The sequence below is a fragment of the Psychrilyobacter sp. genome, assembly GCF_037132775.1.
Classification (GTDB): domain Bacteria; phylum Fusobacteriota; class Fusobacteriia; order Fusobacteriales; family Fusobacteriaceae; genus Psychrilyobacter.
This window is the reverse complement of record NZ_JBAHZY010000153.1, coordinates 1-13,838: the sequence shown is the minus strand read 5'-3', so window position 1 is coordinate 13,838 and position 13,838 is coordinate 1. Positions and strand designations below refer to the sequence as shown.

The 13,838-nt window shown below is 31.7% G+C and carries 11 protein-coding genes; 9 read left to right on the top strand and 2 right to left on the bottom strand.

The genetic code is table 11. The features are described from left to right. Positions 1–412: 412 nt before the first annotated feature. Positions 413–1,411: an aspartate--ammonia ligase gene (gene asnA, locus V5784_RS11960; RefSeq protein ID WP_336889252.1), complete on the bottom strand. Its 999-nt coding sequence runs from the start codon at positions 1,409–1,411 to the stop codon at positions 413–415. A gap of 526 nt (positions 1,412–1,937) precedes the next feature. Here asnA and prfA point away from each other — a divergent pair. The 6 genes from prfA to rsmD are packed head-to-tail and all read left to right on the top strand — an operon-like array spanning position 1,938 to position 7,758. After that, positions 1,938–3,011, top strand: coding sequence for a peptide chain release factor 1 (gene prfA / locus V5784_RS11955; protein ID WP_336889251.1), 1,074 nt, complete (start codon positions 1,938–1,940; stop codon positions 3,009–3,011). Beyond that, entirely contained in the window at positions 3,011–4,174 is a 1,164-nt protein-coding gene (gene prmC, locus V5784_RS11950) for a peptide chain release factor N(5)-glutamine methyltransferase (protein ID WP_336889250.1), read from the top strand. The genes prfA and prmC overlap by 1 nt, the downstream gene beginning before the upstream one ends. Positions 4,175–4,230: 56 nt before the next feature. Beyond that, positions 4,231–5,292 (top strand): FtsH protease activity modulator HflK, encoded by a 1,062-nt coding sequence (hflK, locus tag V5784_RS11945; protein ID WP_336889249.1) that lies wholly within the window; start codon positions 4,231–4,233, stop codon positions 5,290–5,292. After that, positions 5,273–6,109, top strand: coding sequence for a protease modulator HflC (gene hflC, locus V5784_RS11940; protein WP_336889248.1), 837 nt, complete (start codon positions 5,273–5,275; stop codon positions 6,107–6,109). Before hflK ends, hflC begins: the two co-directional genes overlap by 20 nt. Positions 6,110–6,166: 57 nt before the next feature. Next, positions 6,167–7,189 (top strand): tRNA preQ1(34) S-adenosylmethionine ribosyltransferase-isomerase QueA, encoded by a 1,023-nt coding sequence (gene queA / locus V5784_RS11935; protein ID WP_336889253.1) that lies wholly within the window; start codon positions 6,167–6,169, stop codon positions 7,187–7,189. A 20-nt stretch (positions 7,190–7,209) separates the two neighbouring features. Then, entirely contained in the window at positions 7,210–7,758 is a 549-nt protein-coding gene (gene rsmD / locus V5784_RS11930) for a 16S rRNA (guanine(966)-N(2))-methyltransferase RsmD (RefSeq protein WP_336889247.1), read from the top strand. Between the two features lie 298 nt (positions 7,759–8,056). Here the strand turns inward: rsmD and V5784_RS11925 are convergent, their stop codons facing one another. Further along, positions 8,057–8,902: a MipA/OmpV family protein gene (locus V5784_RS11925; protein WP_336889246.1), complete on the bottom strand. Its 846-nt coding sequence runs from the start codon at positions 8,900–8,902 to the stop codon at positions 8,057–8,059. A gap of 191 nt (positions 8,903–9,093) precedes the next feature. Between V5784_RS11925 and V5784_RS11920 the strand changes: the two genes are divergently transcribed. From V5784_RS11920 to V5784_RS11910, 3 genes are read left to right on the top strand one after another with little or no spacing between them, the layout of a single operon-like run. After that, positions 9,094–12,501: an ankyrin repeat domain-containing protein gene (locus tag V5784_RS11920; protein WP_336889245.1), complete on the top strand. Its 3,408-nt coding sequence runs from the start codon at positions 9,094–9,096 to the stop codon at positions 12,499–12,501. Between the two features lie 3 nt (positions 12,502–12,504). Further along, complete coding sequence (gene xseB / locus V5784_RS11915; RefSeq protein WP_336889244.1) at positions 12,505–12,720, top strand: exodeoxyribonuclease VII small subunit; 216 nt, start codon at positions 12,505–12,507, stop codon at positions 12,718–12,720. Between the two features lie 10 nt (positions 12,721–12,730). Then, entirely contained in the window at positions 12,731–13,603 is an 873-nt protein-coding gene (locus V5784_RS11910; protein WP_336889243.1) for a polyprenyl synthetase family protein, read from the top strand. Positions 13,604–13,838: the final 235 nt, after the last annotated feature.

Below are 13,838 nucleotides of genomic sequence, written 5' to 3'. Positions count from 1 at the left end.
ACGATCTTAAATTTAAACTTAGAAGAGTAAGTTTTTCGTGTATTCATAATCAAAATCCCCCATATTGTTTTCTTAAATTATACCCTATTTTTTTGCTTAAGGTTAAACACTCTTTGTATGAATTTATACGACCATTATAATATGCTCTCATTGCCCTCCTATGCTTTCCTAAAAACTTCCCCTTGTGATTATACCCATGTAATCGAAATACGTCAAAGGATAAGGTCGGGAAAACAGTTGGTACTATTGAGATTGAGAGCATATCTTTAGATTCGTGTAACCAATGGACAAAACGTCCAACGAGAAGACAATTTGTCTTCCTGATGGACGTTTTTAGCTTATAAATAGAGGCTAAATTACAGTGATTTAAAGTCTCTCAATGTAGAGAGACGAAGGGCACTAAGAACTTTTTTCACAGTAATTCTATTCCTTTTTTTGTACATTCTTCAATTATATGAGCAGGCCATGAAGATGATTGAACTTCTCCAATATGGGCTTTTTCCAAGAAATACATACAAATTCTAGACTGCCCTATTCCTCCACCTACAGTAAAGGGTAGTTTTCCTTCAAGAAGCGATCTATGAAAATCCAGGTCTTTTTTCCACATAGTATCTGTTTTTTCCAGTTGCTCTAGGAGAGCTTTTTTGTCCACTCTGATACCCATAGAAGAAAGTTCTAAAGATCGGTTTAATACGGGATTCCAAAATAATATATCTCCGTTGAGTGACCAATCATCGTAATCTGGGGCACGACCGTCATGGATCTCTCCTGAAGGGAGCTTATCCCCAATTCCGAGAATAAACACAGAACCATATTCCTTAGTTATAGCATGTTCCCTTTCTTTAGGGGTGAATTCAGGATATTTTTCTTCCAATTCAATAGCTGTAATATAATGTATTTTTTCAGGTAAAGTAAGAATGAGAACTGGATATTCTCTCTTTATATAGCTTTCTGTTTTTTTAAAAGCGTTGTAAATTCTATCAACTATATTTTTAAGTTTTTCGATGTTTCTTTCCTCTTCTAAGATTATTTTTTCCCAGTCCCATTGGTCTACGTATAGAGAATGGATTTCAGAAAGATCCTCGTGTTTTCTTATAGCATTCATATCGGCGTATAAGCCTGTATGCGATTTAAATCCATATCTGTATAAAGCCATTCTTTTCCATTTTGCTAATGAATGAACGATCTCTAAGCTGTCTTCATGCTCAGTTGAAAAAGATACCGCCTTATCAATTCCGTTTAGATCATCGTTTAATCCAGTTGTCTTTCTTACGAATAGTGGAGCTGAAACTCTAGTTAGGTTAAGTTCGTAAGCTAATGAACTTTCAAAAAAATCTTTAAGTTTTTTGATTGCGATCTCTGTCTCTAGTAGTGGTAATTTACTCTTATATTTGTCTGTTATTTTTTTCATAGTTGTCCTCCTAAGTTTATTTGTTTAAGATTATAGAATAAAAGAGTTGAATAAATTAAAAAAACCATTAAAGCAAAATTGCCTTAATGATTTCCCTTATAGTTTCATTGAGGAGTTCTAGGCAATTGCATCTTGTTTTTATCACAAAATGGATTTGCCTAAAGATAACTAAATGTTATCTATATACAAATCCCCTCATATTATTATTATTATTATTATTGCTAGAAATTCTAATTAATTTAAACATAATCTTGCTCCTTATAATCTATTTGTAAAGAGTATAAACTATTTTCTCTACTATGTCAATAATAAATATTATAGTGTTTAAAAAATGCTACTTTATTAAAATTAAGTCTCTGAAACTATCTCTAATAGAAGGGGTAATTGTTTTTAATAACATATTATGGTATACTTTACAAGTAAAAGTCTTGAATTTTAAAGGTGTAAACTACTGTAAAACTTAAGAAAAAATAAAAATGAATAAAAGATCTTGAAAAAAAATAAAGTTGTAGGAAGGGATGAATAGATGTTTAAAAAATTAGATGACGTAGCAAAAAAGTATGATGAATTAAATGCGCTATTAGCGACTCCAGAAGTAGCGACAGATCACAAGAGAATGATCGAATACAATAAAGCTATAAATGATATGGAAGAAATTGTATTGAAATACAAAGAATACAGAGGGTATTTAGAAGAGTTAGAATTTATCAAAGTAAATTTAAAAGATGAAAAAGATAATGAGATGAAAGAGATGATGTTAGAAGAAAAAAGTGAAATAGAGGGGAAACTACCTGAAATAGAAGAGGAGATGAAAAGACTATTACTTCCAAAGGACCCTAATGATGATAAGAACGTAATCGTAGAAATAAGAGGTGGAGCAGGTGGAGATGAAGCTGCATTATTCGCTGGAGATATTTTTAGAATGTATAGTAGATATGCAGAAAGAAGAAAATGGAAGATAGAAATAATGGAAAAAAATGAAATAGGTGTAGGAGGATTAAAAGAGGTAATATTTTTAATCAAAGGTCAAGGAGCTTACTCTAGACTAAAATTTGAATCAGGAGTACATAGAGTACAAAGAGTACCCGCTACAGAAGGATCAGGAAGAATTCATACTTCTACAATTACAGTAGCAATCTTACCTGAAATAGATGATGTTGAACAAGTTGATATAAAAACAGGTGACCTTAAGATAGATACATATAGAGCAGGTGGATCAGGAGGGCAGCATGTAAATACTACAGATTCGGCAGTAAGAATAACGCATATACCTACGGGAACTGTTGTTCAATGTCAAGATGGTAGATCACAACTAAAAAACAGAGAGCAAGCTATGAAAATATTAGCAGCTAAATTATTTGAATCTGAAGTTGAAAAGCAAAGATCAGAAGTAGAAGGAAGCAGAAAATTACAGGTAGGAACTGGTGCTAGATCTGAAAAAATTAGAACGTATAACTTCCCGCAAGGAAGAGTAACAGATCACAGAATTAAACTAACAGTTCATAAGTTAGACTATATATTAGATGGAGAGATAGATGAGATAATCGACGCATTGATCACATTTGATCAGGCAGATCAACTACAAAGCATGGTAGATTAATGAAAAATTTACTCGATATATTGAGGTGGAGTGAGGAGTATTTTAAGAAATACTCCTTTTCTAAACCTAGATTAGAAGCAGAAAAAGTAATATCTCACGTATTATCCATTGATAGGATATTACTCTATGCAGAATATGATAGACCCCTTATAGATGACGAGAGGATGAAGATTAAAAAGTATATATTACAGATGATAAAGAAAAAAATCGGATTTGATGAATTTCTAAGGGAAGAGAAAATAAAAAACGGAAAAACGGAAAATAATAAAATAATTCCAGAACCACATAATGAGAATACAGGAAAAATCTATAGAAAAGAGTTTTTAGAACTTCTAACTAAGAGTATAATATATCTAAAAAAACATGGATCTAAGGAAGCAAAATTAGACGTGGAACATGTATTTAGTTATATTTTAAAAGTTTCTAGGATGGAGATGACCCTAAGATTTGAAAGGGAGATCACAGAGGCAGAAAAAAAAGAAATTCGAGAGATGTTGGTAGAAATAGGGAAAAATAAGAGACCTCTTCAATATGTTTTGGGATTTGAAGAGTTTTATGGTTATAAATTTTATGTAGATGAATCGGTACTTATTCCAAGATCTGAAACTGAATTATTGGTGGAAAGGTGTATAAAATTAATGGATGGAATAGAGGAACCCAAGGTATTAGATATCGGTAGTGGCAGTGGAGCTATATCAATAAGTTTAGGGAAGGAACTTCCAAAATCCATGGTTTTAGGAGTGGATATAAGTGAGAAAGCTCTAAAAATAGCTAATAAAAATAAGATAGAAAATAATGCTACCAATGTAAAATTTATTAAATCTGATGTAATGAAGGGTGTGGAATATAAGAAATTTAATCTGATAGTTTCTAACCCGCCCTATATACCTGACTATGAATACGAAGTATTAGAGGAGAAAGTATTGAAATATGAGCCTAAATTAGCTCTGACTGCTCCTAATAATGGTTTATATTTCTATGAAGAGATCTCTAAAAACGCCCCTGATCACCTAATCAAAGGAGGGTATTTGGCTTTTGAAATTGGGTATAATCAAGGAGAAGTTGTAAAAAAAATTATGGAAAAAAATGATTTTTTAAATATAGGAGTATACTATGACTATGCAGAGCATGAAAGAATGGTAATCGGAAAACTTAATAGATAGTTAAAAATGATTTTATATAAATAACATTCGGCTTAAAGCCGTCAGGGAGGAACATTATGGGAGAAATAAGGTTCGATGATTTAGAAGATGTTAAACAATTTATAATGGAAAAAGTTTTCGGTAAGGACGAGGGAAAAGATGATGAATCTAGCGGTGGAAGACCTAAAAAATCATCTGGAAACCGTAGAAAAGGTGGAATAGGTGGAATAATAATAGTGTTTTTCCTTCTTTTTATGGGAACAGGTATATATCAAGTTGGACCAGATGAGGAGGCTGTACTTCTTAGCTTTGGAAAATATTCTAAAACTGTAGGACCTGGAATGCATTGGTATTTTCCTAGACCAATAGGTAAAAGATATGTAGTTAAAACAACAAAAGTCTATAGGGTAGAGATAGGATTTGAAACTGTTGAGGCTGGACCACCTGCAAGATATCAAAATGTTCCAGAAGAATCACTTATGTTTACAGGGGACGAAAATATGATCGATGTTGATTTTAGTGTTCAATACAAAATCAGTAACCTGAAAGATTATGTATTCAATGTAAAAGGTCAGTATGAGACGATAAAAAGTGCAGCTGAATCTGCTCTTAGACAGGTTGTTGGAAGCAAAGGAATAGAGGAAACTCTGACAGTTGGAAAAGAGAGAATTCAAGAGGAAACTCGTGAAAAACTAAAGAAAATATTGGATAGTTATGGAATTGGGATAATGATAATAGGGCTACAGTTACAGGATGTAGGACCGCCAGAAGAGGTTATGCAAGCTTTTAAAGAGGTAGCAAATGCTCGTGAAGATAGGTCTAGATTTATAAATGAAGCTAATGGTTATAGAAACGATATTATTCCAAATGCTCGTGGACAGGCATTTCAAATGATAAATAGAGCGGAAGCTTATAAGGAAAAAAGAATCAAAGAATCCCAGGGAGATGTAGCTAAATTTATAAAATTAAGTGAAAAATATTCATTGGGTAAAGAGGTTACAAAAACAAGAATGTATTTGGAAACTATGGAAAAAATAATGCCAGGTGTTGAAAAAATAATAATAGATCCTAGATTAAAAGGAAGTATTATAAATTTAATTGGAGGAGGTGTGGGAACTAATGAAAAAACTAATAATTAGTATTTTAGCAATAATTGTAATAGTATTATCTACATCTTTATTTCAAGTTTCAGAGATTCAAAATGCTGTTGTGATTAGATTAGGAAAACCAAAAAGAGTGGTGACAGAACCTGGATTATATGTAAAAGTCCCATTTATGGATGATGTCAGATATTTTGACAAAAGATTATTAAACTATGATGCAGCTCCTAAGGGAATTATAATTAAAGGAAAGAAAAGTATAGTAATAGATAACTATGCTAGATGGAGAATCTCTGAGCCTCTATTGTTTTTACAAAGTGTACAAAATATAGCAGGAGCCCAGGCTAGATTAGATGATATTGTATATTCTGAACTCCGAAGAGAGATGGGAAAATATACCTTAACTGAAATAATATCTTCCAAAAGAGATTTTATTATGGAAAATGTAACTAAGGAGAGTAGAGAAAAAGCCAAATCTTCAGGGATTGATGTAATAGATGTAAGGATAAAGAGAGTAGAATTGCCTCAAGAAAATGAAAAAAATATCTTTAAAAGAATGGACGCCGAAAGAAATCAACAGGCTAAAAAATATAGAGCTGAAGGAAGAGAAAAATCACTGGAGATAACTTCTCAAGCCGATCGGGAAAAAACTATAATATTAGCAGAAGCTTACAGAAAATCTGAAGAATTAAAAGGAGAAGGAGATGCAAAAGCTCTAGAAATATATGCTAACGCATATAATAGAGATCCTGAATTTTATAAATTCATGAAAACTTTGGAAACCTATGAGAAGATTATGGGTGAGAAAACTAAGATAATATTATCTACAGATTCGGAATTATGGAAAATGTTATAAACAAAATAAGAAAGAGGTATAAAATTGAATAAGGAAAAAGATGAGATTCAGGAAATAATATTATTGTCGGATTATGACTACCATCTGCCAGAGGGACTGATAGGACAAACTCCTACAACGCCTAGAGATCACTCTAGATTGTTGGTTGTAGATAAAACTAAAAAAGAAATAGAGCATAAAAAATTCTATAATATTTTAGATTATCTAAATAAAGGAGATGTTCTTGTTAGAAATTCTACCAAGGTAATTCCTGCAAGACTTATAGGTAAAAAAGAGAGTGGAGCAGTGATGGAGGTCTTTTTACTGAAAAGACTAGAATTAAATAGATGGGAATGTTTAGTAAGACGAGCTAAAAAATTAAAGTTAGATCAAACAATAATATTTGGAGAAGGCCAGTTGAAAGCTACCCTAAAAGAGGTAAAGGATGACGGGAATAGAATCTTAGAATTTACTTTTGATGGAGTTTTCGAAGAAATAATCCATGAATTAGGGCAGATGCCATTGCCACCATATATTACGGAAAAATTAGAAGATGGAGATAGATATCAGACTGTTTATGCCGAAAAAGGCGAATCAGTAGCAGCTCCTACAGCTGGCTTACATTTTACTGAGGAATTATTTGAGAAAATAGCTGAAAAAGGTGTAGAGGTGGTAGATGTATATTTAGAGGTTGGACTAGGAACATTTAGGCCTGTTCAAACGAAAAATGTATTGGAACATAAGATGCATTCTGAAGCTTTTGAAGTACCAGAAAAAACAGTAGAAGTTGTAAATAGGGCAAAAGTTGAAGGAAGAAGGGTTATTGCAGTAGGAACAACTTCTGTAAGAACGTTAGAATCGGCTATTGATAGTTGTGGAAATTTAATAGCTACTTCTGGAGATACTGAGATATTTATATATCCAGGATATGAGTTCAAAATAGTAGATGCATTAATCACAAACTTTCACCTTCCTAAATCGACTTTACTTATGTTGGTCTCAGCACTGTCTGAAAAGGATTTCATGTTTAGTGTTTATGAGGAAGCTGTAAAAGAAAAATATGAATTCTTTAGTTTTGGAGATGCAATGTTTATATATTAAATAGAAAGAGGTAAAAAAAAATGAGAATAATAGCAGGAAGTGCTAAGGGTAAAAAAATAAAATGTAGAGATGGATTTGATACTAGGCCTACGACAGATAGGGTAAAGGAATCACTATTTTCAATGATTGCACCCTATATAAGTGAAGCTAAAGTACTTGATTTATTTAGTGGAACTGGAAATATAGCTTTAGAGGCAATAAGTCGTGGAGCTTCAAGAGCTGTAATGATTGAGCTGGAAAAAGATGCTCTTAGAGTAATCATAGAAAATGTAAATAATTTAGGATTTGAAGGTCAGTGCAGAGCTTATAAGAACGAAACACTGAGAGCTCTTACAATCTTAGGGAAAAAAAGAGAAAAATTTGATATTATATTTTTAGATCCTCCATACAAAGATAACGTATGTACCAAGGTAATTGAAAAGATAGCTGAAACTGGAATATTAGCTGAAAATGGATTAATAATAGCAGAACACCATATAATGGAAGATATGGAAGAAACTATAGCGGAATTTAAAAAAGCCGATGAAAGAAGATATGGTAAAAAAGAATTGAGTTTTTATACTAGATAAAAGTCTATAGATGGCAGAAAAGAGAGAGAAATGTTTAAAAAACTTTTCTTTCTCTTTTTGATTTTTTGATAGGATATTTTACTTATTAGGACAGTGTATTTTTCTAGAGATGCCCTATATTTTTTTAAGTTTTATTTAGTTACTTTGTCGGAACTACAGGGGCTGAATTAGGAGTAGGATATGTTTTGGATAACTATTCATGGGATGTATATTTTATGATACTAATAGCTTCAGCAATAATTGCTATACTACTTTTAATACCTGCATGGAATTCAGGTCAAAATAAATCGATTGAAATTTAAAAGGTATAGGTAGCTCCTAAACCTATCATACTAGAATTGCTCCCTTTTACAAGGGGGCTTTTTTTTATGTTATCCGAAAGAGATTCTATATAATAATATGAAAATAGATCGATATTTTGATTTAAGCTGTAAGCTATTACAGTTGTGAATCTTATGGCACTCCCGAATCCATCGATGTTATGAGATGGGATTTCAGAATTAGTAGATCTAGAGGTACCGAAATATCGATTGGTGTAGGAGTTACTCATCATCTCATAACTTAAAAGTCCAAGGATAATAATTTTTTTGAAGGGAATGCCTCCTAAAACACCTATAGATGCAGTATTTTCATCACTATTTCCACGAACATTATGTTTGATTCCACCAGTTAAAAGAATATAACCAACTTGGTAACTACCTCCAATTCCCAGCATGATAGGGTTGTCTTCATCGAGAAGTTCTTTCAGGTAGGAGTTGAAATCCTCCTCTGCATGGCCGGCAAATCTATATTCAGCAGCAAAATTTAAATTCAATTTATTTCCCTCATAGAAGGTATACCCGTTATAGATACCACCAAAGGTATAAAAGTTATTGTATCTAGCATTTATTAAGGGGACTAAGCTGGAATAAGAGGATTTGTCGTTTAATCGAGGTTCAATGGCTGATCCGGCAAATCCAAGGGAAATAAATTTTTCTCTTTTTTTTTGTTGCTCCTCTGCCATCCCCCGAATGAACGCATAGTTATTGGCTCCATCCTTATCTATATAGGTTATGATACGACTTACAGCAGGATCTAAAAAGGATAGACAAAAAATTTTTGTAGTGATAAAAAATATCAAAGTGATAAAATTAAATTTTTTCATATTTTCAACTCCCATTATATGTTTATATTAAGTTTGATGATATTAAGCTAGGATTAAAAAAATAAATTAAGAAGCCTATTGTAATATAGTTTATCATAAAATTAGAATTAAAAAATTAAAATGTATATACATATATTATAGTTTAGTATTGTATAATAAGAATAAGGACATAAAATTAGGAGTATCTACATATGAGGTTTTTAATAACAGGGGATTTTTTTAAAAATGTACCTAAGGAAAAGATAAAGCGGGTCAAAGAGAGAATACAGTATTTTTATAGGGAGATATCGGAAAATAAAAAAATGATATTTGATATACCCAAAGGGTTTTGGGTGAAAAAACTCAGGGAAAATTTATATGAGTTTAGGGTAAATAGTGGTGATAGGGTATTGTTTGAATTTAAAGATATCAAACGGACAGGATATGGGGAAAAAGTATTGGTGCTACTGTTATTTTCGACTCATGATCTGGCAATAAAAAGCGGAATGCGTCAAAATAAAATTGAAAATTTAAAGGTTAAAAAATTAGAGATTGAAAAAAGTTATGAGAACTTAGATGAAAGGTCGGAGGAAGATTTAGATATTATATACAACAAGATAAATTCAAAGATAGTCTATGAGATCACTTCTGATGAAAACCTTTTGGAATTCATACAAAATGAGGATGAGTATACATATTATTATCTGAATGACGAGCAGTATGAAATTTTAAACAGTGATTTTCCATTATTTTTAAAGGGAAGTGCCGGAAGTGGGAAAACTACAGTGGCTATCAGAAAAAGTATGGAATTAGAGGAACGACAAGATTTAAAGGTAGGGTATATAACATTTACCCAGTCTTTGAAAGAGAAAGCCTATGAAATGTATGAAAAATTTAGAAATCCTAACTGTGAAAAAATGGTTGAATTTTACTCTTTGGAGGAATTATATGAAAAACAGCTGAGGGAAAGACCTATAGGATTAAAGATATTTGAATTTTTTATCTATGAACATAATCCAACTATGCCTAAAGGAATGGAAAATTTAGAGTTGTATCAAGAGATTAGAGGGACAATAAAGGGAAGTATGGGAGCTAAAGGGGCTGGGAATTGGGATAGAGACCTGAGGCAGGAACTTATACCTCAGAAAGATTATTTAGCCTTGAATAAGAAATATACGGTATATAGTGAAGAGGTAAGGAAAGAAATATACAGAATTGCACTGATATACCAAGAGTGGCTCACTGAAAGAGTTTATCTGGATGAAAATGATCTGGCGAGAAGAGTAATCCTGAGTAATAAAGAAATTTTTGACTGTATAATTTGTGATGAAGTACAGGATCTAACTGAGGTTGAGATATATATGTTGAAAACTTTGGTTAAAAATGGAAAAAATTTATTGTTATCTGGAGATATCCATCAGATAATAAATCCGACTTATTTTAGGTTTTCCAGGGTGAAATCACTGTTTTATAAGGTGGAATATACAGAAAAACAGCTGGGGAAAAATTACAGGAGTCAAAAAAAAATAGTGAATTTAGCTAATGAACTAAGTGATCTTAGGGGAGAATATATCGGCAAGTTGGGAGAGGATTATAAAGAAGCTTCCATATTAGAAGGAGAAGATGTCTATATCTATAAAAAAGATAATAATTTTTTAAACAAATTGGAAGAAAATACAACTATTATCTTAGTTCCAACCTATCAAATAAAAGAAATGTTGAGAGTTGAATTGCCTAAAATAGCCAATAAAATATTGACGGTGCAGGATATAAAAGGGTTAGAATTTGATTCAGTTGTACTCTATAACTTTGCAACAGAACTAAAAAAATATTGGGAAATTATTTTTTCTGGAGGTGCTAAAAAAAATCAACTATATAGATATTATTTTAACCTTTTATATGTGGGGTTGACTCGTGCTAGAAAAAGACTCCTTTTTATGGAAGAAGAAAAAGATATTTGTTTGTTAGGGAAGTTGAGAAATCATCTGGTACCTCTGACAGTAGAGGGGGCAAGAGATTTTACTTTGAAAAGTGGAGAATCAGATTTTTTGAAAGAGGGGAAAGAGTTTTTAAATCGAAAATTATTTGTAGAGGCCATTGCTGCATTTGAAAAAGCCGGAGCGGAAAAATATATAAAAAAAGCTAAAGATGAATTAGCAGCCGATAAATTCTTCATTGAATATAATGAGAAAAAAACAATAGAGTATATCATAAATAATGATGACTCATTATCCAATTGTTTAGAGAAACACGTAGTAATAGACAAGATAGGTGACTATGCATTTGAAAAAAAATACTATGAGAAAGCAAAAAAATACTATGAAAAAAGTGGAAATTATGAAAGACTTTCCAAATTATTTGAGATGGATGGCGATTTGGAAAAAAGTTTGGAATACGCCGTAAAGTCAGAGATAAATCCATTGATAGTGAGGGTAAAACAAGAGCTAGAAAAGAACGACATAGCCTTAGAAATAGCTAATGAAGTAAGGGTTTTGTCGGATAAAAAAATCAATTCTAAGAAAATTTCTCTGGTTGAGTTTGAAAATTTAGATAAAAAATATATAATAAAGAAGCAGCAAAAGAATATAGGTGATATTTTGGTAATATTAAACGATAGATTTAAATTTAAGAGTAAAGGGTTAAAAAAACATAGTGTGAAATCTCCTACCAAACTACTCATCAAACTCTACCATATAGATGGTGGAAAAAATGGAATCAACTATCTAATGGAGAACTACTCCAAGCAGTTAAATATAAAAATAATTGTATCTCTTTTAGATGATGGAAATATCATTGAAAAATATATATCCAAAAGTAAGAGGAAACCTGAATTAGATCAGTTGTTGTTACTGGCTTGCGAACATAAGAAAATAAAAAATACTAAAAAACTCCTACAATTAGGAGGAGACATAGAGGTGAAATCCGAGGATGGCCTGACACCACTTATGATGGCTATAAAAAATAAAGATTTAGAGATGGTAAAATTATTGGTAAGCAGTGACGCCGAATTAGGAGAAATTTTAGATAAAAAAAACAAGTTTAAAGTTACTCCATTAATTTATTCTATTATAGAAAATGAATTTGATATTTTTAAATATTTAATAGATAAGGATGTAGATGTAGATTTACAAAATCCTATCTATCACGGGGTAGTCCATAGAAATAAACCTGTAATCAAGGCTTTGTTGGATAAAAATGTAAAGTTAGATATTGAGGTAGAAGGGATGACACCGCTGTTATTAGCTACACTATCAAAAGATTTGGAGATAATGAAGATGTTAATAGAGAAAGGTGCAAACCTAGATTATACTGTGGGAGCATCCACTCCCATGATAAAAATAATTCAAAATAATTATTTGGAAGGAATGAGATTATTTTTAGAAAAAGGCTATAGATTAAAAGAGGACGACCTTGCAGCCTTATCATTAAAAGGTAATATTGAACTTTCTAAACTAGTTTTAATAGATAATTTAGGATATAATTATATTGAAAGAATAGAACAAAATATATCTCATATAAAAAATAATAGAAATAAAGAAAAAAAAGTAGAGTCATTTAAAAAAATAAAGAAAAAATATGATTTTGAGGGATATAGGAAGATAACAGAAGAGGAGGAATAAAAGATGGCCAAAATAAAGACTTTTGAAGAAAATATAAGTGAGATAGACGAGATAATATCAAAGTTAGAAGATGGAATGGATCTGGATGAATCTATGAAGGAATATGAAAAAGCAATGAAGTTGCTAGCTAAATCTGGAGCCATATTGGAAAAATCTGAGGGGAAAATAAAAAAGGTAATGGAAAAGAATGATCAAATAATAATAGAAGATTTTGAGTAGGAGGAAAAGAATGAAGGAATACTTAAAGGAAAGAAGAGATCTAGTAGATCTAGTTATTGAGGAGTATCTGAATGAACTTAAATATCCAAAAGTCATAGCCGAGGGGATGAAATATTCAGTGTTGAATGGTGGGAAGAGATTGAGACCTATATTGCTTTTGATGACATTGGACCTATTGGGAGTCCAGGAAAAAAAAGGTGTTCCTATGGGTGTGGCTATAGAATTGATCCACTCTTATTCATTGGTTCACGACGATCTTCCAGCTTTAGACAACGATGATTACCGACGGGGTAAATTTTCAACTCACAAAAAAATTGGAGAGGCAGAAGCTATATTAATAGGAGATGCACTACTGACTCATGCTTTTAATCTGATAACTAGGGAAGACATTGAACCTGCCAAAATAGTAGAATTGATTAGATTGACATCTAATTATGCAGGAGTAAATGGAATGATAGGTGGACAGATGGTGGATATAGAATCTGAGGGAAAAGAGATAGATCTTCCAACACTGCAATATATTCATACCCATAAAACAGGAAAACTATTGATGTTGCCGGTAGAGTGTGCTTGTATAATTGCAGGATCAGATGACAAAAAAAAGAAAACTTTAAAAAGGTATGCAGAATTAATTGGGCTGGCTTTTCAGATAAAAGATGATATTTTAGATATCGAGGGAACTTTTGAAGAGATAGGAAAACCAGTAGGAAGTGATAGAGAACTCTTGAAATCTACCTATCCGTCAATTTTTGGAATGGAAAAAACCAAGGAAATTTTGGATAAAAAAATAGAGGAAGCTAAAAAAATAATGTTTACTGCCTTTGGAGACAAGGCAGTATGGCATATGAAACTGGCTGATTATATAGGAAATAGGAGAAAATGAATCAGGGATCACAAGTTGTGATCCCTGATTTTTTTATTGTAAAATATTGTATGTGAAAATTATATCTAAATCATCTGTAATCGAAATAATTTAATCTATATGGTGGTCGTGTTTGTCAAACAGTTTATGAAAAAACTTAAGCAATTTTTTGAGTACCAAAATATACCTTAGCAGGTGTTTCATAATCTAAAGAACTATGTCCTCTATCGTTATTATAAAAATTAATATACCTTTT

Excerpts from the sequence above, each read along its gene's own strand:
- asnA (WP_336889252.1), bottom strand. The coding sequence starts at position 1,411 with ATGAAAAAAATAACAGACAAATATAAGAGTAAATTACCACTACTAGAG.
- prfA (WP_336889251.1), top strand. The coding sequence starts at position 1,938 with ATGTTTAAAAAATTAGATGACGTAGCAAAAAAGTATGATGAATTAAAT.
- prmC (WP_336889250.1), top strand. The coding sequence starts at position 3,011 with ATGAAAAATTTACTCGATATATTGAGGTGGAGTGAGGAGTATTTTAAG.
- hflK (WP_336889249.1), top strand. The coding sequence starts at position 4,231 with ATGGGAGAAATAAGGTTCGATGATTTAGAAGATGTTAAACAATTTATA.
- hflC (WP_336889248.1), top strand. The coding sequence starts at position 5,273 with ATGAAAAAACTAATAATTAGTATTTTAGCAATAATTGTAATAGTATTA.
- rsmD (WP_336889247.1), top strand. The coding sequence starts at position 7,210 with ATGAGAATAATAGCAGGAAGTGCTAAGGGTAAAAAAATAAAATGTAGA.
- V5784_RS11925 (WP_336889246.1), bottom strand. The coding sequence starts at position 8,902 with ATGAAAAAATTTAATTTTATCACTTTGATATTTTTTATCACTACAAAA.
- V5784_RS11920 (WP_336889245.1), top strand. The coding sequence starts at position 9,094 with ATGAGGTTTTTAATAACAGGGGATTTTTTTAAAAATGTACCTAAGGAA.
- xseB (WP_336889244.1), top strand. The coding sequence starts at position 12,505 with ATGGCCAAAATAAAGACTTTTGAAGAAAATATAAGTGAGATAGACGAG.
- V5784_RS11910 (WP_336889243.1), top strand. The coding sequence starts at position 12,731 with ATGAAGGAATACTTAAAGGAAAGAAGAGATCTAGTAGATCTAGTTATT.